This is a genomic window from Corynebacterium sp. 2571A (genome assembly GCF_055700935.1).
Map to the genome: position 1 here is coordinate 61,559 of NZ_JASTTE010000001.1, position 22,150 is coordinate 83,708.

General features: G+C 63.9%; 35 protein-coding genes. All 35 read left to right on the top strand.

The window, feature by feature from the left end; translation table 11 throughout:
* The first annotated feature begins 217 nt into the window (after positions 1-217).
* The 35 genes from QQS53_RS00365 to QQS53_RS00535 all read left to right on the top strand — a co-directional run bounded on the left by QQS53_RS00365 (position 218) and on the right by QQS53_RS00535 (position 22,112).
* Entirely contained in the window at positions 218-1,117 is a 900-nt protein-coding gene (locus tag QQS53_RS00365; RefSeq protein ID WP_472774017.1) for a DNA cytosine methyltransferase, read from the top strand.
* 101 nt (positions 1,118-1,218) lie between these two features.
* Complete coding sequence (locus QQS53_RS00370; protein WP_472774018.1) at positions 1,219-1,551, top strand: hypothetical protein; 333 nt, start codon at positions 1,219-1,221, stop codon at positions 1,549-1,551.
* Positions 1,552-1,733: 182 nt separating this feature from the next.
* Positions 1,734-1,925 carry a hypothetical protein gene (locus QQS53_RS00375; RefSeq protein ID WP_472774019.1) on the top strand — a complete coding sequence of 64 codons (192 nt, stop codon included), beginning with the start codon at positions 1,734-1,736 and terminating at the stop codon, positions 1,923-1,925.
* 540 nt (positions 1,926-2,465) lie between these two features.
* Entirely contained in the window at positions 2,466-2,933 is a 468-nt protein-coding gene (locus QQS53_RS00380; protein WP_472774020.1) for a ParB N-terminal domain-containing protein, read from the top strand.
* A 231-nt stretch (positions 2,934-3,164) separates the two neighbouring features.
* Positions 3,165-3,455 (top strand): hypothetical protein, encoded by a 291-nt coding sequence (locus QQS53_RS00385; protein ID WP_472774021.1) that lies wholly within the window; start codon positions 3,165-3,167, stop codon positions 3,453-3,455.
* A gap of 128 nt (positions 3,456-3,583) precedes the next feature.
* Positions 3,584-3,829, top strand: a complete 246-nt coding sequence (locus tag QQS53_RS00390) for a hypothetical protein (protein ID WP_472774022.1) — start codon at positions 3,584-3,586, stop codon at positions 3,827-3,829.
* 2 nt (positions 3,830-3,831) lie between these two features.
* On the top strand, positions 3,832-4,584 hold the full coding sequence (locus QQS53_RS00395; RefSeq protein ID WP_472774023.1) for a DNA-methyltransferase: 753 nt from the start codon (positions 3,832-3,834) through the stop codon (positions 4,582-4,584).
* 77 nt (positions 4,585-4,661) lie between these two features.
* Positions 4,662-4,922, top strand: a complete 261-nt coding sequence (locus QQS53_RS00400; protein ID WP_472774024.1) for a hypothetical protein — start codon at positions 4,662-4,664, stop codon at positions 4,920-4,922.
* A 31-nt stretch (positions 4,923-4,953) separates the two neighbouring features.
* The gene (locus QQS53_RS00405; protein WP_472774025.1) at positions 4,954-5,451 is read left to right on the top strand and encodes a single-stranded DNA-binding protein; all 498 of its coding nucleotides are present in this window, start codon (positions 4,954-4,956) and stop codon (positions 5,449-5,451) included.
* The gene (locus QQS53_RS00410) at positions 5,451-5,789 is read left to right on the top strand and encodes a hypothetical protein (protein WP_472774026.1); all 339 of its coding nucleotides are present in this window, start codon (positions 5,451-5,453) and stop codon (positions 5,787-5,789) included. The genes QQS53_RS00405 and QQS53_RS00410 overlap by 1 nt, the downstream gene beginning before the upstream one ends.
* 87 nt (positions 5,790-5,876) lie before the next feature.
* Positions 5,877-6,083, top strand: a complete 207-nt coding sequence (locus QQS53_RS00415; protein WP_472774027.1) for a hypothetical protein — start codon at positions 5,877-5,879, stop codon at positions 6,081-6,083.
* 71 nt (positions 6,084-6,154) lie between these two features.
* Positions 6,155-6,748, top strand: a complete 594-nt coding sequence (locus QQS53_RS00420; RefSeq protein WP_472774028.1) for a WhiB family transcriptional regulator — start codon at positions 6,155-6,157, stop codon at positions 6,746-6,748.
* Between the two features lie 186 nt (positions 6,749-6,934).
* Complete coding sequence (locus QQS53_RS00425) at positions 6,935-7,252, top strand: RusA family crossover junction endodeoxyribonuclease (RefSeq protein ID WP_472774029.1); 318 nt, start codon at positions 6,935-6,937, stop codon at positions 7,250-7,252.
* 107 nt (positions 7,253-7,359) lie between these two features.
* Positions 7,360-7,557, top strand: a complete 198-nt coding sequence (locus QQS53_RS00430; RefSeq protein ID WP_472774030.1) for a hypothetical protein — start codon at positions 7,360-7,362, stop codon at positions 7,555-7,557.
* A gap of 14 nt (positions 7,558-7,571) precedes the next feature.
* Positions 7,572-7,871, top strand: a complete 300-nt coding sequence (locus QQS53_RS00435; protein WP_472774031.1) for a WhiB family transcriptional regulator — start codon at positions 7,572-7,574, stop codon at positions 7,869-7,871.
* The gene (locus QQS53_RS00440; protein ID WP_472774032.1) at positions 7,868-8,269 is read left to right on the top strand and encodes a hypothetical protein; all 402 of its coding nucleotides are present in this window, start codon (positions 7,868-7,870) and stop codon (positions 8,267-8,269) included. Before QQS53_RS00435 ends, QQS53_RS00440 begins: the two co-directional genes overlap by 4 nt.
* Positions 8,266-8,712 carry a dUTP diphosphatase gene (dut, locus tag QQS53_RS00445; RefSeq protein WP_472774033.1) on the top strand — a complete coding sequence of 149 codons (447 nt, stop codon included), beginning with the start codon at positions 8,266-8,268 and terminating at the stop codon, positions 8,710-8,712. The genes QQS53_RS00440 and dut overlap by 4 nt, the downstream gene beginning before the upstream one ends.
* 108 nt (positions 8,713-8,820) lie before the next feature.
* Positions 8,821-9,036, top strand: a complete 216-nt coding sequence (locus QQS53_RS00450) for a hypothetical protein (protein ID WP_472774034.1) — start codon at positions 8,821-8,823, stop codon at positions 9,034-9,036.
* Between the two features lie 151 nt (positions 9,037-9,187).
* Positions 9,188-9,520: a helix-turn-helix domain-containing protein gene (locus QQS53_RS00455; RefSeq protein WP_472774035.1), complete on the top strand. Its 333-nt coding sequence runs from the start codon at positions 9,188-9,190 to the stop codon at positions 9,518-9,520.
* A gap of 49 nt (positions 9,521-9,569) precedes the next feature.
* Entirely contained in the window at positions 9,570-10,115 is a 546-nt protein-coding gene (locus QQS53_RS00460; protein ID WP_472774036.1) for a ParB N-terminal domain-containing protein, read from the top strand.
* 104 nt (positions 10,116-10,219) lie between these two features.
* A complete protein-coding gene (locus tag QQS53_RS00465) occupies positions 10,220-10,861 on the top strand; it encodes a DNA-methyltransferase (protein WP_472774037.1) in 642 nt (213 codons plus the stop codon).
* Positions 10,862-10,917: 56 nt separating this feature from the next.
* A complete protein-coding gene (locus QQS53_RS00470; protein ID WP_472774038.1) occupies positions 10,918-11,244 on the top strand; it encodes a hypothetical protein in 327 nt (108 codons plus the stop codon).
* 63 nt (positions 11,245-11,307) lie between these two features.
* Entirely contained in the window at positions 11,308-11,808 is a 501-nt protein-coding gene (locus tag QQS53_RS00475) for a hypothetical protein (RefSeq protein ID WP_472774039.1), read from the top strand.
* Between the two features lie 87 nt (positions 11,809-11,895).
* Positions 11,896-13,062 (top strand): PBSX family phage terminase large subunit, encoded by a 1,167-nt coding sequence (locus tag QQS53_RS00480; RefSeq protein ID WP_472774040.1) that lies wholly within the window; start codon positions 11,896-11,898, stop codon positions 13,060-13,062.
* A gap of 582 nt (positions 13,063-13,644) precedes the next feature.
* Positions 13,645-15,231 (top strand): phage portal protein, encoded by a 1,587-nt coding sequence (locus tag QQS53_RS00485; protein ID WP_472774041.1) that lies wholly within the window; start codon positions 13,645-13,647, stop codon positions 15,229-15,231.
* On the top strand, positions 15,218-16,315 hold the full coding sequence (locus QQS53_RS00490; RefSeq protein WP_472774042.1) for a phage minor capsid protein: 1,098 nt from the start codon (positions 15,218-15,220) through the stop codon (positions 16,313-16,315). Before QQS53_RS00485 ends, QQS53_RS00490 begins: the two co-directional genes overlap by 14 nt.
* A gap of 103 nt (positions 16,316-16,418) precedes the next feature.
* Positions 16,419-17,147, top strand: coding sequence for a hypothetical protein (locus tag QQS53_RS00495; RefSeq protein WP_472774043.1), 729 nt, complete (start codon positions 16,419-16,421; stop codon positions 17,145-17,147).
* 22 nt (positions 17,148-17,169) lie between these two features.
* Positions 17,170-18,084, top strand: coding sequence for a phage capsid protein (locus QQS53_RS00500; protein WP_472774044.1), 915 nt, complete (start codon positions 17,170-17,172; stop codon positions 18,082-18,084).
* A 262-nt stretch (positions 18,085-18,346) separates the two neighbouring features.
* Positions 18,347-18,793: a hypothetical protein gene (locus QQS53_RS00505; protein ID WP_472774045.1), complete on the top strand. Its 447-nt coding sequence runs from the start codon at positions 18,347-18,349 to the stop codon at positions 18,791-18,793.
* A gap of 7 nt (positions 18,794-18,800) precedes the next feature.
* Positions 18,801-19,157, top strand: coding sequence for a hypothetical protein (locus tag QQS53_RS00510; protein ID WP_472774046.1), 357 nt, complete (start codon positions 18,801-18,803; stop codon positions 19,155-19,157).
* Positions 19,154-19,510, top strand: a complete 357-nt coding sequence (locus tag QQS53_RS00515; RefSeq protein WP_472774047.1) for an HK97 gp10 family phage protein — start codon at positions 19,154-19,156, stop codon at positions 19,508-19,510. The genes QQS53_RS00510 and QQS53_RS00515 overlap by 4 nt, the downstream gene beginning before the upstream one ends.
* Before the next feature lie 3 nt (positions 19,511-19,513).
* Positions 19,514-19,969, top strand: a complete 456-nt coding sequence (locus QQS53_RS00520) for a minor capsid protein (protein WP_472774048.1) — start codon at positions 19,514-19,516, stop codon at positions 19,967-19,969.
* A 12-nt stretch (positions 19,970-19,981) separates the two neighbouring features.
* Positions 19,982-20,641, top strand: coding sequence for a phage tail tube protein (locus QQS53_RS00525; RefSeq protein ID WP_472774049.1), 660 nt, complete (start codon positions 19,982-19,984; stop codon positions 20,639-20,641).
* A gap of 156 nt (positions 20,642-20,797) precedes the next feature.
* The gene (locus QQS53_RS00530) at positions 20,798-21,262 is read left to right on the top strand and encodes a DUF7426 family protein (RefSeq protein ID WP_472774050.1); all 465 of its coding nucleotides are present in this window, start codon (positions 20,798-20,800) and stop codon (positions 21,260-21,262) included.
* Positions 21,263-21,671: 409 nt separating this feature from the next.
* Positions 21,672-22,112, top strand: coding sequence for a hypothetical protein (locus QQS53_RS00535; protein WP_472774051.1), 441 nt, complete (start codon positions 21,672-21,674; stop codon positions 22,110-22,112).
* Positions 22,113-22,150: the final 38 nt, after the last annotated feature.

Here is a 22,150-nt window from a genome sequence, read left to right on the forward strand (position 1 = left end):
AGTGCCGTGGAATGTGGGTACAGACACGGCATAGTGCAGGAATCCTGCAAGATAGATTCAACCCTATGAGCGACGAATGGGCCTTCACCGTCCCCGGGAAGATTGGACAATTCTCAGCCCGAGAAAAAGACATCACCCTACGGCCCGACCTGCCCCGCGCCTGGAACCCAGACGGCACACCAGTAAAAGGCAAATGGATAGAAGGAGAATACCTCCCGTGACCCTGAAGATCGGCAGTCTTTTCTCCGGCTACGGCGGCCTCGACCTCGGCGTCATGCAGGTGTTCGACGCCCAGCCCGCCTGGCACGTCGAAATCGACCCCGCCCCAGCCTCCATCCTCGCTAGTCATTACCCGGACGTGCCCAACCTCGGGGACGTGACCCGCGTGGACTGGGAGGAGGTGCCGCCCGTAGACATCATCACCGCTGGCTATCCCTGCCAGCCATTTTCCCAGGCAGGGCACCGGAAAGGAACGAATGACGACCGCCACCTATGGCCCCACGTCTACCGCGCCATTCGCGTACTACAACCCCGAATCGCATGCTTTGAGAACGTATCAAATCACGTTGCTATCGGACTTGACACCGTGCTCTGTGACCTTGCCGAAATCGGGTGGGATGCGCAGTGGGCATGTACGCGAGCATCCGAGGCCGGCGCACCCCACCAGCGTGAACGCCTGTTTATCCTTGCTACCCACGCCGACGGCCTCGGACTCGAAACGTGCCGACTCGCCCGCAGACCAGCGCCGCAAATCGCCTGGGATCACGACATGCTCGACTTTTTGGCCGGGCTTAACGCAGCCGCCGACCTCCAGTGGGAGATAAAAAACCGGTGGGGCGCGCATGGGCCCGCGCTATTGCAATGGGCCCTAATTACCGGGCGGCAGCCCCCGCCCATTATCGCCGACCATGTTGGGCCTAGCCTGCACCCTCGTTTCCCGGAAATCCGCGCCGCCACCAGCGTCGAATTCATCGAATGGATGATGGGCCTCGATGAAGGGTGGGTAACCAAAGTCCCCGGCCTCACCCGAAACCAGCAGATTAAAGCGCTAGGCAACGGGGTTGTGCCGCAGCAGGCCGCCGCAGCACTCACAGAACTAACCGAAAAGATTGGATAAATGCTAGCTACGACTATCATCTCCTCGCTCGTGGCCCTCCTCGCGGGGGCCGGCGTGGACTACGGCCCAATAGAGCCAGTGAACGACAAGGAGACGGAAGAATGAGAGCGAACAGCGAGACAATCAGGCAGACAGCAGAGGTGCTGCATACGTTTTTCGGCGGCGACCCGGCCATGGCGGAGTACGTGGCTGGACACCTCGGGCAGCGAGGCCTGTTGAAGCCGACTAACCCGACAGAGCTGGACGGCTGGCAGGGCGGCATGAAAGCGTTTGAACTTGAGCTGTTTGAGCATGAGGGGGAGGCGTTTGTGAAGGCGCACCTGGCTACGGAGGGGGAGGGCGCGTACATGGCTGTTAAGCCATTTATGGCGCGGCACCTTGGTAATGAGCTGGTTAAGGCTGCTGACCAGGCGGACAAGGCTGTGGGCCGGTAGACTGGCCTGCACGCGCACCCCGCCCTCTACGTTTGTATGGCGGGGTCTTTGTGTGTGGGGTAGTTTGTGTTGTGGGTGGGCCCTTTTCACCCCCTTTTGGCTCGTTGTTTACGCCGCGTGTTTTGTGTGGTGCGAGCAGCGGTCCTTCTTCATGTTGAACCGCGACCACAAAGGAGGGAACCATGGACGCAAACGCGGCGATAGAACGAGCACGGCGGAACGGTAGGAACCCCCTGTACGAGCTGTATTGGGAGGGCTGCATTACCGCCGAAGATTTAGAAGAAGCCCCGGTGATTCACGCCCTCGTCATCGCACCAATTGAACAACTGCTAGGGGAACTTGCAGACCGCGCCCGCGAGAAGGGAATCAAGTAACCGTGGCAACCAGATACGACAACCTCCGCCGACTGGTGGAACGCCTGGAAAACGACCCTATGCACTACCCGAACCCCAGTGGCCTCATTGAAGAACTACACAAAGCGGCAGCGGGCGGGGCGCGCTACCGCAAGTTGTACGACCGGGCGAAGCGGGCAGCGAAAGCCCCACGCACTCCACAGCAGTTTGAGCATCAGAAGGCGAAGCGGGCGTGGCGGAAACTTGAGCGGGAGGGGAAGAAGGTAGAACGCCAACGGCGGAAGCAGAACCGGCGTAAGCGTGAGCAAATGCAGGGGATTGGGTCAGTGACACCACGGGAGGCGCGGGGCCGGGAACTTACGGGTGGGTTCCGCACTGTGAGCGGGGGACTGCCGAGCACGAAACGCTGACCGCGTGCCGGGGTGAGGCACCATCACCGGGTATGGAGACGAGAACGACGCTGCCCCTGGACGTGTTGCACTCGTACCGGGGAACCCGCGTAACGGTGACGTGGCGCTAATCAAGGCCTCGCTGCGAGAGCATGGACGGTACCGTCCGGCGGTGGTGAACGACACCGAGGACGGCTACATCACCCTGGCGGGTAATCACCTAGTCCAGGCCATGCGGGAGTTGAACGACGAACACCCCGGCGAGGGGTGGAATGACGTGTGGGTGCATGTAGTCCGGCTGGACGAGCAGCAGGCCCGCCGGTTGGCCCTCACCGACAACAAAGCCAGCGACCTTGCCACCTACGACCACGACCTACTCCTAGCCGAGTTGGAAGCCCTGGACGTGTTGGAGGGTACCGGCTGGGCGGACGCTGACCTGGACGCACTCGAAGCCCTCACAGCAGACACAGACCCGGAGGAACCCGCCGACACCCCAGACGAGTTCCCCTACCCCGGCATGGCAACCGTCACCCTGCACCTACTCCCACCCCTGCACGAACAATGGCAAGCATTTGTGCGCGGGTTCGACACACCGGAAGAAGCCTTAGAACACCTACTCGACCACGGGAGCGAAGCATGATTACCGGCGCAATCATCGGCGCGCTACTCGCCGATGGAGGCTCGGCAGTGTGAGATTTGCGGGTTTACGCAGTATGAGCTGACGAAGATATAGGGCACGAAAAGTACGGTTGTTCTGCTGGTTTAGGCAGGTAGAGGCGCACGACTTTACAACCTTTGAAATATGGTGTAATATTAGGGTGTAAGCAAAAGAGAGCGGCACGAGCCGCACACACCGGAAGGAACCGAAACAATGCGCAACGTACAGCCGAAAATCAAAAAGGCCCACGAACTCCTCGCCGCCTCCAACCTCACCGAAGAGCAGCAAGCCCTCATCGCCAGCTTCCTCCCCGAGGCCCGCATCATCACCATGGCCGACGTCGACTTCGACAAGAACATCCATCACGGGATGAAGGTCACGACCACCCGGGGCCGCGAGGTCACGATGGATCGCGTCGACAAAGATCGGAACTTCATCCACTGCATTAACGAGCAGGGTATGCACGAGCTCTTCGTAGACCTCGACCTGCTGCCGCAGCTGTAACACAGCCCACACCGCCTGACTGGCAGGCACCGGGGTTCAAGCCCCCGGGCAGGCACCGGCCCCCACTACGGGCCCTAGCACGGGCTGCAACCCGTGACCACCGACAGAAGGGAATCACAATGACCCCCATGACTGATACGCCGATGATGACCGGAGCCCCGGTAGAGATCACCACCAGCATTCACGTGCCCGAGGAGACCCCGGAGATCCGCCGGATCTTCACCGAGCACCTGGTAGGGGCCGTTGACGTGCACTCGATCCACTTCGGCGAGCGCACCACTATCCGAGGCACCGCGGCTAACCTCAACGCCCTGCAGGGGCTGGCGCTGCCGATGATGACGGTCACGACCCTAGGTGTGAAGGCGGCGGTCTAGGTATGGAGCTTTTCCACGACCATTTTCAGAATTTCAAGCGCTACTCGATCCCCAAGGCGCAGCTAATCCTGGTTGACATTCCCTACAACCTGGGGGCTAACGCCTACGGATCCAGCCCTATGTGGTACACCGACGGCGACAACCGCAAAGGGGAGTCGGAGCTGGCGGGGAAGCAATTCTTTGATACTGATAAGAATTTCAACGTCCTGGAGTTCATGCACTTCGCTAGCCGTATGCTGCGCTCCGAGCCGAAGGCGAAGGGTGAAGCCCCGTGCGTGATCGTATTCTGCGCCTTCGCCCAGCAATGGCCCCTGATTGAGGCCGCAAGGGAAGCCGGGTTTAAGAACTACATTAATCTAGTGTTCCGCAAGCGCACCTCGCCGCAGGTACTCAAGACGAACATGAGAGTCGTAGGTAACGCTGAGTACGCGCTAATCTTTTACCGCGATAAGCTGCCGAAATTCAACAATCACGGCCGCATGGTCAAGAACATTATCGACTGGCCGAGCGACCGGGGCACGCCGAAAGTTCACCCGACGCAGAAGCCGGTCCCGCTGCTGGAGCAGCTCGTAGACCTCTTCACGGATAAGGGGGACGTGGTGATCGACCCATGCGCAGGCAGTGGCTCGGCCCTAGTCGCGGCCGAGAACTTGGGCCGCCGGGCCTACGGATTCGAGATTGAGAAAGAATTTGTCCACGCCTTCGAGACCAAGATGAAGCCTGCCGTCACGGTTGGCCTGCCACTGTGGGGCTGAGCCTGCACGCCCGGCGGGATACACGGCCCGACTGCGGTAGTGTAAAGATTATGGGAGAGCATAAGAAAGAGGATGTTATGAGCCAGCTACTGGCGGCTAACACGAACGTGGACACTGTGCGCGAGCAGAAAAAGCAGCAGCTTGAGCGCGCACGCCAGGTGCGTGAGCAGCTGACGGCGGAGTCGCGAGACATGAGCGAGGCCCTACACGCGGCCCTGTGGGAGCGCACCCTGGCGGCCCGCCGGGCTGTGGGGGCGGGTATCCCGAAGCGGGAGCTCGCCGACGCGATGGGCGTGTCTGCCAGCATGATGACGTTTATTTTGAATGGCGAGCGCTAGCCCGCCGACACCTAGGAGGATTGCTTAAATCATGAACGAAGCACAGATCACGATTAGCGGTAACTTGGTCGCTGACCCCGAGCTGCGATACACGCCGAATGGCGTGCCCGTCGCCAATTTCAGGATCGCGAGCACCCCCCGCCAGTACGACCGGCAGGCAGGCGAATGGGTGGAAGGTGAATCACTCTTTATCACCTGCACCGCATGGAAACAGTTTGGTGAGAACGTCGCCAAGACCCTGACCAAGGGCATGCGCGTACTCGTCACTGGTGAGCTGAAGCAGCGCGCCTACCAGAACCGGGAGGGGGAGCAGCGGGTCTCTATCGAGATGGACGTGCGTGACCTCGGGCCCTCCCTACGGTGGGCCGACGCGCAGGTCAACCGTAACCCCCGCCAGGGGGGCGGCGGGCAGGCCCCGCAGCAGCGCCGGCAGGCCCAGGGCGGCGACCCGTGGGGCGGGGCGCAGGACAGCGACCGGGGCGGCTTCGGCGGCTCCGACAACATTGAGGGACAGGAGCCACCGTTCTAATGAGTGAGCAGAATTTACCCCGCCGTGAGCGCGAGCGCCGCGAGCGGGCCGAACAGGAACGAAAAAAGAACCAGCGCTTCGGGGCGATCCTCGCCGGGCTAGTTATCATCCTGCCCCTGGCGCTCCTCCCGATGTGCAGAAGCGGCGGGACACCGGTGAACAATCTCCGGGACTCGGGCGTCCAGATTAGTAACAGTGACTATAAGGCCCTATGTAAAAGCCACCGGGGCGAGTGGGGCCACGACGCGGATCTGAGCGGCTACGGGTACACGGATGGCGAAATGAGCCGAATACTCGCGACCATCGCGGAAGATCCCTCCTGCCAGCCTAATAAGTAAAAGTGCCCCCGTGTGTCGCATGGGTGTTCTAAACTGACCGCACACCAGGATCAGGACACTAGCCCATGACACGAGAGGACGGTGCACATGAACGACGTAGACCAGATCATTTACACCAGCGGCGGGGACATTAGAATCGGCTCCTACGACGACGGGGAATACTCAGCCGTGACCCTAGCTATCGGTGGTGTTGAGGTGGATCTGGACGCCCGGGCGGCGCAGCAGCTCCTCGGCGCTGTGGCGGTACGGACGGGGGCGCTTTCCACCCCCGCCGACTGTTCCACAGCGTCCTAGCGTGTTTCAACCTTTGCGGCAGGCCCCGAGCGCCGTTGGCAAACACGTGCGAGACTGAAAAACTCTAGCATGTGAGAACTCAACAGCCCGCCTGCCACCGCACCGACAACCCCGCCTTTATCGACCCGTACAACTCGACCCGCGAGCAGCTCGACGCGGCTAAGGCGCTCTGCGCCTTATGCCCGATACTCACAGACTGCGCCCGCCAGGCCCTACGGGCGGGCAGTATCATCAACGCCCGCGACCTATCCACCGTCGAGGCTGAGCCCGCCGTAGACGTACTACAGGCGGGCATTCTTTGCGACGGCACCCCTAGGGCCCTGATCGCCCTGCAGCGCGCCGCTGGGGTGGCGCACGCGGCCCCTGAGGTGCCCGCCCCTGAGACACTCCCACTACGCGCCGCCCCCGCCCGGTGCCGCTCCTGCCATGAGCCGATGATCCGGTGGAATCGATACGAGGAGCAGCCGGAGGGGATGGTCATGCACTACGCGAGGGGGTTCTGCACCAACTGCCGCTCGGAGTATCGCCGCTGGCGCCGCGAGCATGGGGTGGAGAAGGCGCAGCGGGGCCTACGCCGGCCGGTTGACCGCCATCGCCATTCGGCACCATCGAGGAAGCGGGGCGCGCCGACGGTGCAGCCCCCACTATTCGATCTGCCCGCCTAAAAGCCCGAGAAACGACCCCTACCCATGAAGCCCGCCCCAACGATCCTCCATCCCCCGGCTGATCTGCGTTACCTCGCGACCCTCACGCTGCCGTGGTCTAAGCCGCCGCTGAGCCTGAATGACTCGTCCCCGGCTAGCCGTGGAGCTGTGTACGCCCAGGCGGGGCGTCGGCGTGAGGTGCGGGACGTGGTGCGCCTAATCGCCCGGCAGGTGCGTATGCCCGAGGGGGCGGCCTATCTGTGGGTGCAGCTGAATTATCGGGTGCCTGACCGGCGGCGCCGGGATACGGACAACACGGTCGCGCTGCTGAAGCCTATCTGTGACATGCTCGCCGCCGGGACGAAGAAGGTGCCGGGCGTGGGCCTGGTGCCGGATGATACTCCCCGGTATATGGGGAAGCCTGAGCCGATTCTTTGGCCGCCTGTGCGGGGTGAGCGCGGGGCCCTGTGGGTTGATTTGTGGGTCGCGTCGGGCCCGCCGGAGATTTATAAAGCTGCTGCCTAAACGCCCTAATTTTACTGTTTTAATACACTGGTGTATTATTGGTGGGGTACCAAAAAGAGTACATGGGGCTGCAACCCCACCACACGACAGAAAGGACAACCACAGCCATGAGCACAGTAATCACGACCACCGAGCCTACTGGCCGCCGCGTCGTCTACTACGAGGACAATCAGCGCCGAATCCACACCGAGGGCACCTACCGGCACGGCTTCATGGCCCGCCGCGCCATCCGCAAACTCAACGCCCGAGGCTTCACCGCCTGGGCCGGGTGGGAGATGAACACGAACTGGGAGCAGATCGGCTAAGGGTCGCTGGCAAGTTGACTAATCGCGAGTGGACTGCCCGCGCCAAGTGCGCGGGCGACGACCTAGAAAACTATGACCTCGCCAGGTGGCGCGACGACCGAGCGGCGAGGGCCCGCGAACTCTGCCAGGGCTGCCCAGTCAAGGCCGAGTGCGCCGCCGACGCCCTAGAGTTCCCCGCCTGGGGTACCGTGCGGGCCGGCCTGTGGATACCGGACTACCACGTCGCGGCGGCACGCCGTCACATCGGCCTATACCCCGAGCTCCTCGGCCGGGTCGCCGCCCCGATTATCTACGGGCAGGAGGGGGCAGCATGAGCGCCGGCGCTGAGCTAGTCGAGGTGGCGAAGAAATATAAGCTCCTCGCCTCCCTACGCGCTGACCCCACGCTGGAGCTACGGCCTACGACCTACATCCTGCCGCCTGGTTACTATGAGCACCTCCAGCGGGACGCCGCGAGCCGTGACATGCCGGTAAACACCCTCATGGTGATCCTGTTATCCAGCGCGTTCGGCAGCGGCAGGATCGGAGGCTTCCCCGAGGCTGAGGTTCTCGCGAGCACGACGGCGGGCGGTGTTTACTCGGGCTGGCGCCTACCGCCCCTTCTACTGGCTGAGATTAAACGCCAGGCGGCCGCCCGGGGCATGACCCGCACCCAGCTCGTTACCGACGTGCTGACGCATTACCTGACTAAGAAAGGATTTATTGAATCATGACCGATGTCCTGCGCTATTTCCTGAGCCCTAACTGCCATCATGGCCCGTCCCGCGCCCATGAGGGCGACGCGGGCCTAGACCTGCGGGTGCAGCACCGCCTCACTGTGCCCTCCGGGCGCACCGTCTTTGCTGACACGGGCGTACATGCCGCTGTGCCCGAGGGGTATGTGGGCCTCGTGTTTGTCCGCAGCTCGGTAGGGGCGAAGCGGCAGGTGTGCCTAGCGAACGGGACGGGGGTTATCGACTCGGGCTACCGGGGAAGTATTGGGGTCGCGCTGCATAACTTCGGCCGTTACCCGGCGGTGTTTGAGGAGGGGGAGCGGGTCGCCCAGCTCGTGATCGTGCCGGTGTTTTCGGGCCGGGACGAGCGGGTAGACCGGCTGGAATTGCTCGGGGAGTCTGAGCGCGGCGACGGTGGTTTTGGTTCATCGGGTAGGGGCTAAAGGTGCTGGCAGGGGCCACGATTTTACAACTTATAGAATGTGGTGTAGTATAGGGGTGTAAGCAAGATAAGGAAGCGGCACAAGCCGCGACACTCGGAAGGAACCGAAATGAACACCGACTTTTACCTCTACGCCGAAACCACCACCGCCCGCGCCTTCACCACCTCCAGCGGCCAGGTACGCTACCCCGCCGGCACCCTCGTCGCCATCCACGAGGAGGACTACCGCTTCGGCCACTTCGACGCCATCGTCGCCGACGAGATGGACAACCCGGACGCGCCGAGCACCACGCTGCTGTCCGAGGAGATTAACATCAACATCTAGGCCGCCCCGGCCAGCCCTGCAGCCCCCGCACGCCCCACCGTGTCGGGGGCTGACCCCGTACCCCTACTAAAGGAGACGCCAGACTATGAGCCCGTATGCAGAACCACAGTGGGCCCCAGAACCGCCTACACGCCCCGCAGGGCGCATAGACGTGCCGGCGGGTACCGTAGGCCGCCCCGGCCCCGCAGCGCGCCGCATACGCGCCGCCATAGGCCTCGACCCCCACGGCCTCGGCCAGTGGATGGGCCTCAACCCCCGCACTGTACAGCGCTGGGAGAAAGAACCCACGATCCCGCCGCACGCCGAGGTACTACTACGCACCCTCATGGCCGCCACCCGCCAGCACATACAGGCCCTCGCCTCACACCCCGGCCCCCTCCCCGAGCCCCGAGACCACGGGCACCGCCTTGTCGCCGGGCGGTGGGCCCCCGAGGCGTGGTGGGAGCGGGTACTGGCCCTCGCCGCCATACACAACACCCAGTAGCCCGTGTAGCGGCCTGACCGCAGACCACCCGCCCCTAGAGTCGGCGCCCATGAGTGACACCAACACAACCACCTACGCGGGTATCGGGGCGCCCGAAACCATCGCCCTACCCGATCTAAACACGTTCCACCGCAACCCCCGCCAGGGCGACGTGCAGGCCATCAAAGGCTCCATCCAAACGAACGGACTGTACCGGCCCATCATCGTAAACCGTGGAACCCACACCGGCCGCCCCAACGAGGTACTGGCAGGCAACCACACCCTCAAGGCCTACCGCGAGCTCGCGGAGGAGAACCCAGGGGAGTACACCACCATCGACTGCTGGGTCGTAGACGTGGATGATGACCGGGCGAATCGAATCGTCCTAGCAGACAACCGCACCGCCGACCTCGGCGACTACGACGATTCGCTTCTACTGGAGATGCTGAACGAGGTGGACTACGACCTCGACGGCACCGGGTACGACTACGCAGACTTGGACGAGCTAGCCGAGCTCGCCGAAAGTAATGAGGGGGCGGAACCTAACGAAGAGGATGCCCCCCGGAAGCCCCACCAGCAACTCCAATCAGCAAACTTGGCGACATTTGGCACCTAGGGCCGCACCGCCTCCTAGTAGGTGATGCGACCGACACCGAGGCCGTCTCCGCCATGATGGGGGACAGCCCTGCGGACTGCATCTGGACTGACCCGCCATATGGAGTGGAATACGTCGGGAAAACGAAAGATTCTCTGACTATCCAGAACGATAAGGTCAGCGACCTGCCAGAAATGCTGCTGGGAGCGTTCACAACCGCTATCAATGTTGCGAAGCCAGGCGCTCCGATCTATGTCGCGCACGCGGACACAGAACGGACCGCATTCGAGAACGCCATGCGTGAAGCGGGTTTGTTGGTTCGGCAAAATCTCGTGTGGGTAAAAAACACTATCGCCCTTGGGCGTAGCGACTATCAATACCGTCACGAGCCTATTCTCTATGGCTTCACCCCAGGCGGACAAGGCCGACTCGGTCGTGGCGGGCAGCGCTGGTACGGGGACGATACTCAATCGACAGTATTCGAAATAGATAAACCCTCCCGAAACGCCGACCACCCCACAATGAAGCCGCCAGCCCTCATCACGGCCATGCTCAACAACTCACTCCGCCCCGGCGGACTAGTGCTCGACCTCTTCGCAGGCTCCGGTTCCACAATGGTCGCCGCCCACCAACACGACTCCAGCGCTCGACTAGTTGAGCTTGACCCGCGATACGCCGACGTTATCTGCCGACGATACCAAGACCTAACCGGGGAACGTCCAAAACGTGGTGGGCAAGCGTTTAACTTTCTCGACACCGAAAACTAAAACTGAAGCACCCACCACCTGACCGCCCCGCCAGCCGGGGCACACTAGGCCCCATCATGACAACACCGGAGCTGCAACCGACCGACCAGATCCAGGCCCCCTACTATGCCGAGCACCACATCCTAGGGGACTGGGCGCACCACGCCGACCGGGCGGTGCTCGCCCTCGCCACAGCGGGGGAACCATTCACCGCCGACGACATCCGCGCCCGCATACCCGACGGGCTGAAACCCCGCCACAACAACGCCTGGGGAGGGCTCCTCAACGCGTGGCGACACCGGGGCCTGATCCGCCCCGTCGGGTACGCCATGAGCCGACACCGGCCCCGGCACGGTGGGGTGCAGCGCCAGTGGGTCGGCACCGGGCAACCACTAGACGGGTAAAGCCGTGAGGCGAGAAGATCGTTAAACAATAAACTAAAACCTACGGGAACATAGGAGGAACCAGTGCGTAAAACTAAGCAGCGCAAACGCCGTTTTAGTGAGCAGCGCCGCCACCGAATGGCCGAGGCCCTCAAGCACCGCAAGGCCGGGATGGGGTACGAACAGATCGGGCAACAGCTCGGGGTCTCCGCCCAGCAGGCGCACCGGGACGTGCAGGACGCACTCCTCGACATCACGAAAGAACCCGCGCAGCAGGTACGAGACCTGGAGCTGCAGCGCAGTGAGGAGCAGCACCTACGCCTCAACGCTGAGATCGCCCGTGTGCTGCGCCACCTCAAGGCTGTGACGGGGGAGGACGGGGCGACTGACCTGAAGGCGGTAGACCAGATCCGCCGCCTGATCGAGTCGCAGGACAAGGTGGCCCGCACCCGGCACCGCCTTAACGGCTTCGACATGGGCGTTCAGGTGGACGCGAGTGTGGACGTTACCGAGTCGATTAACCGCGCCTTCCAGACGATCATGGCGAGCGACCCGGAAGTGTTCGAGAATGACCTAGACGCCTAGAGGGGGTGGTGCGTGGTGGGGTTGTCGCCCCGGCAGAAGTTGGCGCTGAATCGGTCGGTCGCGCCGATCAACTTGTGGTACGGGTCGGTGCGTTCGTCTAAGACGTTCGCGCAGCTGTGGGACTTCATCGCCCGCATGGCCTCCACCAGTGGGGAGGGGGTAAACCTCATTGTTGGGCACTCGACGAATACCGTCTGGCGTAACTTCTTCCAGCCGATCCTGACCCGGCCCGAGTTTGAGGCCGTCGCCCCGCACCTGCACTACCGGCGCAACGCCCCCGCCGGGACGCTGTTCGGTAAAGAATTCTCGGTGGTTGGGGCGAGCAATGACGCCTCCTGGATTTCTATCCAGGGCTTGACGATCCTGAACGCCTGGGGGGACGAGGCCGTGAGCTGGCCGGAGTCATTCTGGGACATGCTGCTAACCCGTCTATCCCTACCGGACTCGCGCCTGCTGGTCACCTGCAACCCCGGCACCGCCGGCCACTACCTCAAGGAACGCGTCGTTGACCGGCAGCACACCGATCCGGATATACACGTCGAGAAATTCCTACTCACTGATAACCCGACCCTGAGCCGCCGGTATATTAGGCGCTTGCACCGCCAGTACACCGGACTATTCCACCGGCGGATGATCGAGGCCGAGTGGGTCGCCGCCGAAGGTGCGGTGTACCAGATGTGGAACCCGGACACGATGGTGGGGCAGGCCCCCGAAAACCTGACTCTCATATCCGTCGGCATGGACTACGGCGTCACGAATCCTACTGCCGGGGTCGCGGTAGGCGTCGATGACGAAGGGGTGCTGTGGGTCGCGGACGAGTGGGCCCCGAACCCGGGGGCTGAGCGCCGCACCGACGCACAGCTAGCGGACTCCTACGAGGAGTGGAAGAAACAGCTGGAGGAACGCTGGGGTCCGCTGCCACGCCAGTACGCTGACCCTTCGGCGGCCTCATTCATCGAGGAGCTGCGCGTGCGCCGCCACCGGGTCACGAAAGCGTCGAATGGTGTTCTGGACGGTATCGGCACGGTGTCTAGCCTCCTCGACTCGGGCGGCCTTAAAGTAGCTGAGGACTGCCGGCACCTGATCGGGGAGATCAGCGAGTACAGGTGGGACGCTAAGGCGACCGAGCGGGGCGAGGATAAACCGATCAAGCTGAACGACCACCACGTCGACGCCCTACGCTATGCGATCCACTCCAGCCGAAACTACTGGCGCGGGCGGGTACTGACCGCAGCACAGGCGGCAGCATCATAGGCCACCAGCGGCACCCCACCCGACCATGGGCTGCGGGGGCCGGCACGCAACACAACTGCATATCGCGAGGCCCCAGGATGGTGTGTCCCCACGCCCCCCGCCTAGTCACGGGACGGGCGAAGGTGATAGGGATGGCCGCCTAGCATGGCGTGTGCCATGCCACCGGGCCCCAAGCTGGTGCTGAGCCTCTACCCCAAATGCGCGGGGCCGTAGGGCCCCGGGCCTGCGGCGCGGGTGATTTTGTTTCCTTTCGCGCCCGCTCATAGGCACCGGATGGCCCTGGCCCCAATGCGTGGGGTTGGCACGGCGGGAAGCAGCACCAACACGAGAGGGGGCGCGGTGGTTGGGAGTGGCACACCGGGTAGTTGAGAGAATGCGCCGCTGGTGCTAGCCGCCGCAGTCACCCCGTAGACGAGGCTGCGGTAAACCCCGCCTGCGCACAGCCGGGGGCTTCGCGATAGTGGGATGTGAGTGTTGCGTGCCCGCCCCTTCGACCCGAGTGGGGTGCCGCCTCCGTGACCGCCATCTACCTGGGGATATACATGCGAGGTAGCGACAAGCCCCGAGATGAGTCTGGAGACGATGATGGGAATCCCCGCGCCTAAAACCGAGTGGCCACCCGCCAGCTACGCCCCCGCGATGGAGGCGATCCGCCGCGATGACGCGATCCTATCCGGCGAGCTCGACGCAATTAATGAACGCCGCAAACGACAGAACGGCGCGACCCCATACCAGCACCGCAGCCAGTACAACGGCGGGATCGTTGGTGGGGTATCCCGCGCCTTACTCGGCCCCCCATCGGTGCCCCGCGAATCCCACCTGATCACCCACCATCTGCCTATCGCGGAGGAATTAACAACCGCCCTGGCGGACTACCTGGCGGGTAAACCACCGCAGGCTGAGCTCGCCCCAGTAGACGCCGATAATGAGCGCGCCTACGAGGCCCTGCAACGCCTCGTCACCAGCGACCAGTTCGCCAGCGACTGGTGGGGCGCCGTGTACCGCGCCGGGGCCCTCGGGTGGGTTTACGGCCGCGTCGTGTGGAACAACCGGGTGGATGACCACCCGTGGATTGAGTGGCTCGACGCAGACCAGGGGATCGCAGAGTTTGAGAACGGCCGCCAAGTGGGGATCCTCTTTTGGGACGCGTGGCAGGACGACGAGAAGAATGACAAGATCTACCGCCTGTTCGAGCACCACACTAGGGGGCAGATCGAATATCAGCTCTACCTCGGGGAGCGGGATAACGTGGGCTGGCCCGTGCCGTTTACCGATCACCCTCGGGCCGCTAATCTCGCCGACCTGGAGGGCCTGCGGGACGGTACGCGCCTCACGACCGGGGCGAGCCGAATCACCGCGCACATGCTTAGCAATTATCGCACGCGGCAGGAGTGGAGGCAGGATGAGCTGCTGCGCTACTACTCCACGTCGGATGTAGCGCGGGGCGCGCAGATTTTTGAGGACATCGACCACAATTGGTCGCAGCTGCAGCACGAGGTGGAGGCGGCGCGGGGCCGCCTCATCGTCTCCGAAGAGTTACTAGATGACCACGGCCCGGGCAAGGGGCAGTCCCTGAACTGGCTTCGGGACGTGTACAGCGTCGGTATGCAGCCAAATCCCGACCAGCAGCCCACTATGGAGCAGGTGCAGTTTGACATGCGCGTCGAGCAGTACCTGACCCTGATTGATAGTGGGGTGAGGAAGGCTGTGAGCGCCCTAGGCTTATCCCCCTTTACGGTGGACATGGATCCGCAGGCCTCCGGTGATATGACCGCGACCGAGACGAAGGCCCGGACTAAGCGGACGCGGGCAACCGCTGACACTAAAGGCCGTATGCAGCGCGCCCACCTATCCGCGTTGCTGACTGCCTACCTAGAGCTTGACGCGGGCCTTAATGGTTACGAGGCCCCGAGCGCCCCGGTGCTCGTCTCCCTCCCCGACCAGGTAGAGGTCACCACCCAGGAGCTGGAGAACAGTGTGGCGTCCCTGTTCACCGCCGGGGTTATGAGCCTGCACACCGCCGTCAAGAAACAGCACCCTGAGTGGACGCCGGAGGAGGTCGCCGAGGAGGTGCAGCGGATACAGGCAGACCGCCGCGTCAACGACTACGACCCGCTGGCGGGGCTCGGCCTTGATGAGGCGCCGGGGGTAGAGGATGACGACAGCTGAACAGTACGCCGAACAGTTGGTGCGAGGCTTCCGCGACGCGGAGGCCCGCCTGCTGGAACTGATCGCCCAGACGACGGCTAAACGCACGCACGACATCCATTCGTCGCAGCTGTGGGATGTGCAGAAACTCCGCCGCCGGGCTGAGCGGATCCTCCGCAGCGTCACTGACCCTAGCCCCGAGCTTATCCATGCCATGCTGGCCGAGGAGTACGCCTCGTCGGCGGCCCGAGTAGCTGGGGACGCGTTCACCGCCGGGGTGAATATCGACGCGGTGCACACCATCACCGCCGACATGGTGCGCGCCCTGCAGGCCTCAACGCTGCAGGTGCTGCGGGACGTGGATGACGTGTACCGGCGGGTAGTGGCCCGGGCGACGAATACGGCGTTACAGTCCGCCGAGACTCACCAGAAGGCCCTACAGGCCGCCCTTAACGAGGCGGCAGACCGAGGGCTAACCGCGTACTACGACCGTGCCGGGCGCCGCTGGTCGATGGACACCTACCTCGACATGGCCCTTCGCACGACCCGGAACCGCGCAACCCAGGAGGGGCACATCGCCGGGTATAAAGCCGCTGGGGTGGAATTGGTGCGCGCCTCGTGGCACCGCGCCAGCGCCCCGCAGTGCTACCCCTACCAGAACGAGCTCCTCGCGATCAGCGGGGAGGCCGGCCCCCGCGTCGTGGTCAGCGAGATTACCGGGGAGCCTATTACCGTGCACGTGAAGGCGACCATGCGGGAGGCCCTAGAAGCGGGGTACCACCATCCGAATTGCAGGCACCGCGATACCCCCTACGTGCCGGGAACCCCGGCCCCGGACATGCCCGAGGAACTGACCGAGGAGACGAACCGGGAGCAGTACGAGGCGCAGCAGCGGCAGCGTCAGCTGGAGCGGAATGTGCGCCGGTGGAAGCGGCGGGAGGTGGCGGCCACGACCCCGCAGGCTATGGGGGACGCGGCGGCGGGTAGGCGGCGCGCCCAGGCCCGTGTGCGTGAGCACGTCCGGGAGAACGGCCACCTGTCCCGTATGTACCAGCGTGAGCAGATACGGCGCGCTAAGGGTCAGGCGCGTATCCCCATCGACTGACCGCAGGCCCTAGTGGTGCAGTATCCGAGGTGAGCGTGCAGGCCAGGCGTCGCACGCCGCGAATGAACCGGAAACGAACAACTCTAGGGGTAAAAAGCTAACCATGAGCACTGAGCAGCAGGCGGGCCAGGCCCAGGAGGCCGCCGCCGACACCCAGACCACCGAGGCACACGAGGCTGAGCAGGCCAGCACCGAGCACCGCGACGCGGGGCAGGACACCCAGCAGGAAGGCGCGCAGACTAGCGAGCGGCGGCAGGAAGGCGACCACGATGGGGATGATCCTCGTATCGGCCGCCTGAACGCCGAGAACGCAAAATGGCGCACGCGTCTGCGGGAGCAGGAGCAGGCCAACGAGCAGCAGAAGGCCGAGATGGACGCCTTCAAGCACGCCATGCTGAAGGCCCTAGGTGTAGACGAGAAGGGGGAGACCGACCCTGAGGAGCTCGTGAAGCAGGCCGAGGCCCGCGCCGCCGACATGGAGGCGCGTTACAACCAGATGAGCGCGAAGTACGCCCTGAGCGAAGCTGTCCGCGTCGCTGGGGCTGACCCCGACCTGACGATCCCGTTCATCAAGGGCGGCGACAAGTTCCATGCCCTGAATCCGGCCGACGAGGACTACAACGCCCAGGTGGCGCAGCTCGTGTCCGAGACGGTCGAGGCGGTACCGAAGCTGCGGGCGACTACGGTCGCGCCGTCCTCGGGTAATACCGCTAATCGTGCTGGCACCGCTGCCGAGTCGGGGAAGATCACGCGGGAGGATCTGGAGAAGATGACCGCCGAGGAGATCTTCACCGCACAGCAGGCGGGCCAGCTAAAGCACCTGTACCAGTAGTAACCCAAAACAAGGAGGGGTTATGTCCGTAGAAACCTTCATCCCGAAGCTGTGGGCCCCGCAGCTCGAAATCCCGTACCAGAAGTCCCTGATCTACGCGCAGCCGGGTATCGCCGACTCGCGCTTCCAGCCCATGCTGCAGAACAGCGGCGACACGGTCACGATCAACACGATCGGCGACGCGAAGATCAAGACCCACGTCCGCACCGAGGATCTGGTCTACGACGACGTCGAGACCACCGAGCAGAAGCTCGTCGTCGACCAAGAGCGTTACTACGGGTTCCGCGTGAACGACGTTGACCGAGTGCAGTCCGCAGGCGACTTTGCTAGCGCCGCGACCACGGACCACGGTAACGCGATGGCCGACGACATCGACACCCAGATCGCGGCGCAGCTCGCCGCCGATGCGGGTAAGAAGTTGGGCAACACCCCGGTGTTCGACGGTGCGGATTTCTACCGCCCGGCCGCCGGGCAGACGACCGCGTGGGACGTTCTGCGCGCCCTGAGCCTGGAGCTGAACAAGGTATCCGCCCCGACCAGCAACCGGTGGGTTGTTGTCGGCCCGAACTTTGGCTCCGCGCTGCTGGCCGACCGTCGCGTCACCAGCGCCGACGCGGCAGGCACCGACTTGGTCGCACGCAACGGCCTTGCCTCATCCATCCCGATCCTCGGCCTGAACGTCTACCAGTCGGTGAACGCCCCGGTGAAGTCGGGCCGCGAGACCATCATCGCCGGTGTTCCGGGGGCGCTGGCGTTTGCCTCCCAGCTGCGCACCCTGGAGGCGCTGCGTGACCCGGATCGTTTCGGCGACCTGGTGCGCGGCCTGCAGGTGTTCGGCAGCAAGGTGATCCGCCCGTCGGGCATCGTCTCCGCCGAGGCTGATATTAAGCCGGGTGAGCTCGGCGGCGGTGGTGGCTCTATCGCTGCCGCGGCCTAAACACCGCCTAGGCGGGCTGTAGCCCACTGGCAGGCCCCCTATCTGCCCTAGTTCCGGCACTCTAGGGCGTTAGGCGGGCCGCTAAGGGGGTGTTACGGCCCCAGCCTGGAGGGGCGCGAGGTGCTAGCACACGCTGTTTCCCTGACCACCGCCGGATTCTCGCTACACAGTAGGTGGGTAGCGACCCCGGAGGGGTTGCAGGGGCAGCACGCTAGCCCCGCGCCCCTCCACTTTTTTATGCCCACAAACCACGGAGAACCACATGACCCTGACCTACACCACAGTGCAGCAGCTTCTCGACCATTCCCCCGAGCCTGAGCTCTACGAGGGCGTGCCCGAGCGGCGCATTAGCGCCCTCATTGACCACGCGTCCCGCCTCATGCGCCGCCATACACGCGCCGCGCTGTATGCGGTGGGGCCGAACGGCGCCCCGGAGGATGACGACCTAGCGGAGGCGTTCACCGAGGCTACGGAGGCGCAGGTGGAGGCGTGGATCGTGGGTGGTGTCGCCGGGGAGATCCTGAGCGGCGGGGCCACCGCCGAGGCCACGGTATCATCCTCCACTAATAACGGCTCGTCGGTGACGCTGGATGATAGTACGGGCGCGGCGGCCCGTCATCGCCTCCTCACAGGGGGACTATGCCCCCTAGCTGAGCTGATACTCGCGGACGCGGGCCTACTGTCGGGCAAGCCGTGGATTAGGTGGTGAGCCGGCCATGAAAAACACCATGTCCGAGAAACTCGCCGCCCTTTGGTTTACTCATGAAGTAATCGTGCAGGGGGAAGAGACCCGCACCATGCGCGGCGTCGTTCGGGGCGAACCCCAGACCGTTCTCGCGAGCATCAACCTCAAGGCCCGCCGCGTCGCCCAGCAGGGCGCACCAGCGGGCGAGGAAGTCACGGTCGCGGGAACACTCAACTGGGCTGTAGACGGGCCCCTGCCCGCGCCCGGCAGCACCGTCACACTACCGGCCGAGTTCGGCAGCAAGCCCGAGCGCACGGTGGTAACGGCGCAGCGCGCCTACACCGGCACCGGCCTGACCCCCGACCACGTGGAGGTGACGATCCTATGAGTACCCGTGTGTCGATTAACGCGGGGAAAGTGTCGGGGCAGATACGCCGCCGCGCCGAGGCGGGTGTGCGCAGCGCCGCGAACATGCTCGCCGCCCGCGCCGTCCCCCTCACACCCCTAGGCGAGACGGGAAACCTGCGCCAATCGATCGGCACAGTGGGGCCCACGACCACGCGGGGCAACGTGCGGGCCGGTGTCCGCTCCGACGGGGTTATCTACGCCCGCCGCCAGCATGAGGAGACCGAGTGGCGGCACCCCAGGGGCGGGCAGGCGAAATACCTGGAGGCCGCGAAGGATCAGGGCGCGCCGGACGCCGCCCGAATTATCCAAAACCACATTCGAGGAAGGTTCTAACCGATGACTGAGTACTCACATACCCCCATGCCTCGGCCCGTCGCCCACTGGAAGTTGGTGGACGAGCTCGCCGCCTACCTAACCCGCCTAGGTGTGTGCCACCCCCCGGAGACCGAGGGCGAGGGGGTGCCGGTATTCCTGAACCTCATGCCCGACCAGCCTGACGAGGCCCTAGTGATCTTTGGCCTAGAGGTAGACCACAACGACAGCAGCTCTAACCCCACCGCCTCATTCGGTGTCGCCGCACGCGGCGCCCCAGACGATCAGACCGGGCCCGAGGAGACCATGCAACGCGTGTTCGAGGCCCTGCACGACCGCACCATGTTCAACCTGACCGCGACCCAGTCGGTCTTAGTCTGCACCCGGATCGTGAGTGATCCACCAGTGCCGGACGATAACCGCCGCTGGCACCGCGCCGACACCTACCGGGCAGTGCTGGCACCCCCAACCATCTCCTAGGAGGGAGACAGCATGGCAACCGCATTCGCTAAGGCCCCTAACAGCTGCGAGCTGAACAAGATGCTCAACCGAAACTGGTCTGTGCAGATCAAGCCGGTAGGCACCGACCCCGCCAACTACAAGTTCGTCCGAGGCCTGACCTCGGTGTCCGTATCCACCGAGAAGAACGCCGTGGACGCGTCCGACTACGACTCCGAAGGCTGGGAGGCGCAGGAGGCCACCAGCCGCACCTTCAAGGTGTCTCTGGAGGGTCAGTACGCCCAGAAGGGCCAGCTGCCGCTGCTGACCGAAGACCAGCAGCTGCTGAAGCTGACCGGCGAGGAGCTCGGCGCGAACGGCAAGGTCGATGTCCGCGTGTGGCGCACCGACATCGATGAAGGCTGGGAGTCCACCGTCACCAACCTTTTCACCTCCGGCGGTGGCGCAGCCAACGACCTGCGAACCTTCACCTCCGAGATGCAGTCCGTGTGCGCCCCGACCCGAATCCACTCCGTCGAGGAAGGCGGGGAGCGTGAGGCCTCCAAGCCGATCGACGAGGAGGAGGCGTTCGCTATCCTGCGCCCGTCGGCCGGTGGCTTCGAGCCGTCCGGCAGCCTGGGTGAGGATGACTCCGTAGACACCGGCGAGGAAGCAGGCGCCGGCGAGACCGTAGACACTGGCGAGGCAGCCTAGCCCGAGCACCCCGCGACACGCCGCCTAGTAGCCCCATTGTGGGCCGCTGGGCGGCCTTTTTACACCCCTCACAATGTTGTGCACTGACCGCCGCTAATGGGCGTGCAGACTAGCCGAGAGAGCACACCGAACACGACGATAAGGGGTTACACAGATATGAAGCTGGGGCAGCTCGAAGAAGCGCAGCAAGCAGCCGATATTGAGTTCTCATTCGCCGGGAAGGACTACGCGATCACGCCGACGGTAGACCAGGTGTTGGCCTTCCACCTCGACCTGGCGCAAGAGCGGGAAGAGCAGGAGCAGGAGGAGGCCCCGCGCCCCCGCCGATTTAGTGTCTTGCAGCGCGTCGCCCCCCTCCTCGGGAGTAAATTCAACCCTAAGACCACGAAGATCACCGGCGGGGTACTGAAGGAGCTTATCGATGCGGGCATGGGGTGGCAGACCATGAACCAGCTGGTTGGGGCGATCCACCTGAACTACACGTCCGGATCGCCCCTTGCGGAGGAGTTCTTCAAGACCGGCGACCTGGGAAAAGCTTTACAGACCGTGACGGCCACCGGCGCCGACCAGCGGAACCAGGAGACCCCGACGGGTGCTGGCGGGACGACTGGGGACGACTAAGGCGCGACCCCGACGGGTGGGCCTGGGCGCAGGACTCAGAACTGTGGTACGACCCGCACCCGGGGGCCTACTCAGACGACGACCCGGGCGGCGGCCCGCCAAACGAATTCATCCTAGCCGAGTACGGCGAGTATGTGCGCGAATGGTGGGCCGAGAAAGTCGAGGACACCGGCGTTCCACGTGAGCGCCTCACCTGGGCCGGACTACTGGAGAATTTCGACGCCGTAGAAACTGACTTCCAACACTTCTTCCACATTGATTTCGGCTCGGGAATACTCGCCAACCGCCGGTGGAGGTGGTTTAGGATCCGCCTCGTCCGCCTCCTCGCCGAGGACACCGCCCTAGCCCGTAGCCTCGGGCTGCGGGACACAGACAAGCATAAAACCAACACAGATACACTGGAGCAGAAATGACCAACACCCTGAACCTAGGCCAACTGGACGCCTCGCCGGACGCGGACCGGTACGCATTCCGATTTGAGTTCGCGGGCACCCAGCACGAGGTGCAGCCCAACGTTGACACAGTGCTGCGATTCCTCGCCGGGGTCGAGGCTAAGGGGCAGCAAGTAGCCTTCGACCGCATGGACGTGCTGCACCTCGCAACCCCCCTCGTTGGCGGGGAGTTTGACCCCGAGGTGCCCGAGTTTAAGGCGGGGGAGCATGGTGATCTGGTGCCCCGACTCATCGAGGACGGCATGGACTTCGGAACCCTTGAACACCTCCTCAACACGGTGTTTTGCCTGTTCATGTGGGGCCCTGAGGTTGCCGAGGAGTTTCTAGAGGCCGGGGTGATCCAAACGGCGATTACCCGGGTCGCAGAGCGCCGGGCCGCCGCCGCCACGGAGGACTAACGCCTCGAACTATCAGATCCGACCGCCTGCCTAGTGGT